Raw genomic sequence first — 4,480 nt, 5'->3', positions numbered from 1 at the left:
GGTCGCTCGAACAGCGTGCGGATGGCCTCGGCCGACGCTCCGGTCACATGGAATCGGGTAGCCAGCCGGTCGGCCAGCGCGGTCGGGCCCTGCTGGGCGGCCGCGGCGGCCACGACGATCAGGAGCGGGATGAGNGTGGTGAACGCCTGACCGCCCAGCACCAGCGCCCGATCCCGCCCGCTGATGGCGGCGAAGCGCCGCAGGCAACGAACCGGGAGTAACGGTTCGGCCCGTGCGACAAGTTCCGCTCCGCGTTCCGTCCCGGTCCGGATCAGTCGCTTGTGAAGCCCCGGCGGCCGTGCCGGTCGGCCCGGCGGAGGATCCGGGGGCTGCGCGGCCGTCGGCGGGCTTCCATCGACCGTCACATCGACATCTCCTAACGCGCCGCACCATGAACACGGATGGGCGGACGTCTGCCCGCGAGCCATCCTCCTCCCGATCCGGCGGCCGGGGCCTCGTCCCGCGTGGGTGAGTTCGCCGGCCCGGCGAACGCAGCACGGCTCATTGTGGACCGAGCGGTGAGGATGACCACCCGACCGCAGGGCCCGCGCTGACCGGTGAGACCGTTATCGTCGTCGATCAAGGGGCCGCCACTCTCCGCCGTACACAATCGGGCAATTGATTTGGGTCATCGACAAAGCTGCTCCTGGCCGTCGCATGCCGTTCAGATCATGTCCGCCCGGGGTCGGAGAGGGACGCCTAGCGTCCGTTTGTTGAAACCTGAGAGCTTGGAGGTCGGGCTCGTGTCCCGTGCATTATTGAGGCGCGTCGCCATCGCGGCGTTGTCGCTGTCCACCGTGGGTGTCGCCAGTTCACTGACCGGCACGCCCGCGCTCGCGAACCCGGCCGGAACCGGTCTGGTCATCAGCGAGGCGTACGTCAATGGCGGCTCGGCCGGCGCCAGTTACCTGAACAAATTCGTCGAGCTGTACAACCCGACCGGAAGCGACATTCCGCTCTCCGGCGACACGCTGCAGTACCGGGCTCCCACCAGCACCGTCGTGCCGAGCGGGGCGCAGGTGTTCGCGTTGTCGGGGACGGTTCCGGCGCACAGCCACTTCCTGATTCAGCTGCCGAGCAACGGTGCGAATGGCGCCGCGCTGCCGCCGGCCGACCTCAGCACCGGAAACAGTGTCAACCCGGGCGCGGCGGGCGGCACGCTCTTTGTCGCGGCGAGCTCGACCGGCGTGCTGCCGACCGATTCGTCCGTGATCGACAAGATTGGCTGGGGCACGAGCAATTCGCCGGAAGGCACCGCCCCGAGTGGCAATTCGGTCGTTCTGAGCTATCAGCGGGCGGCCGACGGCACGGACACCGACAACAACGCGGCCGATTTCCAGGTCGCCACGCCGACTCCGACCGCTAAAGAGGCACCGACCGGCGTTTCGGTGGTCAACCCCGGGACGCAGAACGCGACCGCCGGCACCGCGATCGCGCCGATCACCCTGTCGGCCAGTGGCGGCGTCGGGCCGTACACCTGGACCGCGACGGGCCTCCCGGCCGGGCTGGATATTTCCGATACGGGGGTAATTTCGGGCACGCCGACGACCGCGGGCACGTCCAGCGTCACCGTGACCGCCACCGAGACCGGGGGCGTCGCCGGCAGTGCGACCTTCAGCTTCGTCGTCACCGCGCCGGCCGTCGTCCTCCCGATCGCCGCGATTCAGGGGACGACCGACACTTCCCCGTACGTCGACCAGACCGTCATCACCGAGGGCGTCGTCACCGCGGCCTACCCGACCGGCGGCTTCAACGGGTTCTTCGTCGAGACCCCCGGCCCCGACACCACCCCCGGCGCGTCGGACGGCGTCTTCGTCTTCGGCTCGATCTCGGCCGCCCAGGTCGCGGTCGGCGACAGCATCCGGGTCACCGGCAAGGTCGCCGAGTTCCAGGGCGAAACCGAGATCACCGGCCCCACGGTGACCAAGCTGGACACCCCGCTGCCGGCCGTCGAGCCGCGCACGATCCCGTGGTCCGGCCTCGACACCGACGCCGAGAAGGAGGCCCACGAGGGCGAGCTCGTCGCGCCGCAGGGCACCTTCACCGTCACGGACAACTTCGACACCAACTTCTTCGGCTCGTTCACCCTGGCCGCCGGCGACACGCCGCTGCGCCAGCCGACCGACGCCGGCAAGGCGGGCAGCCCCGAGGCCCAAGCCGTCGCCGCCGACAACGCGGCCCGCATGGTCACCCTCGACGACGGCGCGAGCCTGAACTACTCGAGCGCCGCGAACACCGGCAAGCCGCTGCCCTGGCTGACCCCGGACAACACGGCCAGCGTCGGCTCCAAGGTGACCTTCCACCAGCCGGTCGTCCTCGAGTACCGGTTCTCGCTGTGGAACTTCCAGCCGCAGCACCAGGTCACCGACGACGGCGCGGCGGTCGCGACGTTCAGCGACACCCGCACCGGCAACCAGCACCCGCGCTCGTTCGGCGGCGCCAGCCTGGCCACGTTCAACGTGGAGAACTACTTCCCGGAGACCGGGGAGAAGTACGAGGCGGCGGGCCTGGGCACCTGCACCTACTACACCGACCGGGCCGGCAACCGCATCGCGGTCAACACCTGCACCGGCAGCGGGCCGCGCGGCGCCGCCAACGACGTGAGCTTCGCCCGCCAGCAGGCGAAGATCGTCACCGGCATCAACCGGCTGAACGCCAGCGTCGTCTCGCTCGAGGAGGTCGAGAACTCGGCCTGGTTCGGCCAGCCCCGCGACACCGCGCTGGCCGGTCTGGTCGACGCGCTCAACGCCGCGGCCGGTTCCACCATCTGGGCGTACGTGCCGTCGCCGTCCGCGGACAAGCTGCCGCCGCTCGCCGACCAGGACGTGATCCGCACCGCGTTCATCTACAAGCCGGCCGACGTGGCGCTGGTCGGCTCGTCCCGGGTGCTGACCACGGCGTCCGGCCCCGGCCAGTCGTTCTCGATCGCCCGCGAGCCGCTCGCGCAGGGCTTCAAGCGGGTGGGCGCCACCGACGCCGACGCGTTCGTGGTCGTCGCCAACCACTGGAAGTCGAAGGGCTCCGGCACCCCGCTCTACCCCGGCGACGAGGAGGACACGTCGTCCCCGGCAGTCGACCAGGGCGCGTTCAACGCCACCCGGGTGCACGAGGCGCAGGACACCATCGCGTTCGCCGACTCGGTGGCCGCGGACCTGAAGACCAACCGCGTCTTCCTGGTCGGTGACTTCAACTCGTACACCCAGGAGGACCCGATGCAGGTCCTCTACGCCGACGGCTACACCGACCTCGGCTCGCAGTACGACCCGGCCGAGCAGACGTACTCGTTCAACAGCCTCGAGGGCTCGCTCGACCACGTGCTGGCCAGCCCCGGCGCCCGCACGATGGTCACCGGCGCCGACGTCTGGCAGATCAACGCGCAGGAAGCGATCGCCTACGCGTACAGCCGCTACAACTACAACGCGACGCTGCTCTTCAACGGCGCCGACCCGTTTGCCGCCTCCGACCACGACCCGGTGGTAGTCGGCCTCACCCTCCCGTCGGCCCCCGACTGGAACAGCAAGAAGATCTACAACACCGGCGACCTGGTCTACTACAACGGCTCCACCTGGCGGGCTCTCTGGTGGACCCTGAACCAGAAGCCCGGCGACCCGTACGGCCCCTGGGAGCAGATCCTGACCACCCAGGACGGCACGGCCCTCTGGACCGCGTCCCGCATCTTCGTTTCCGGCGACGTGGTCTCCTACCAGGGCAAGAAGTACGTAGCCCAGTGGTGGACCCGCAACCAGAAGCCCGGCGACCCGTGGGGCCCCTGGAAGCCCACCAGCTGAGCGTTGCCTTTCTGAGGGCCGCCCCGGTTCCGGCCGGGGCGGCCCTTCCGCTCACCCTCCGCGCTCCGCCGCCGGGCTGTCCCGGCCCCCGAGCTACCGGACAATTGTGTCTCGGCTTCCGTTCGCGCTGGAGCGCCGGCGAACTCACCCACGCGGGACGAGGCCCGGCCACTGTGTCGGGAGGACGATGGCTTGCGGGTAGGGGCGTTCGCGCTCACCGTGCGGCGTGTGAGGAGATGTCGATGTGACGGTCGATGGATGCCCGCCGACACCAGGCCGGCCGGCCCACGCGGGGGCCGGTGTCGAGAGCCGGTCGCGGGCGCGGCCATGACCGCCGATCGGCCGGACGCGCAGCCTCCGGATCCCGCGCCGAGCCGGCCGGCAGCGCCGGCACGGCCGCCAGGGCTTCACCGGCGACTGATCCGGACCGGGACGGAACGCGGAGCGGAACTTGTCGCACGGGCCGAACCGTTACTCCCGGTTCGTTGCCTGCGGCGCTTCGCCGCCATCAGCGGGCGGGATCGGGCGCTGGTGCTGGGCGGTCAGGCGTTCACCACNCTCATCCCGCTCCTGATCGTCGTGGCCGCCGCGGCCGCCCAGCAGGGCCCGACCGCGCTGGCCGACCGGCTGGCTACCCGATTCCATGTGACCGGAGCGTCGGCCGAGGCCATCCGCACGCTGTTCGAGCGACC

Annotated in this window: 1 protein-coding gene; it reads left to right on the top strand. The window is 70.5% G+C overall.

Annotation, left to right across the window (positions count from 1 at the left end):
- Positions 1–758: 758 nt before the first annotated feature.
- Positions 759–3,788, top strand: a complete 3,030-nt coding sequence (locus A3CQ_RS0144400; protein ID WP_020517428.1) for an ExeM/NucH family extracellular endonuclease — start codon at positions 759–761, stop codon at positions 3,786–3,788.
- Positions 3,789–4,480: the final 692 nt, after the last annotated feature.

This window comes from Paractinoplanes globisporus DSM 43857 (genome assembly GCF_000379645.1).
In the GTDB taxonomy this organism is placed as follows: domain Bacteria; phylum Actinomycetota; class Actinomycetes; order Mycobacteriales; family Micromonosporaceae; genus Actinoplanes; species Actinoplanes globisporus.
Note: the sequence above shows the minus strand (reverse complement) of the source record. Positions and strands in the feature narration are given on the sequence as shown.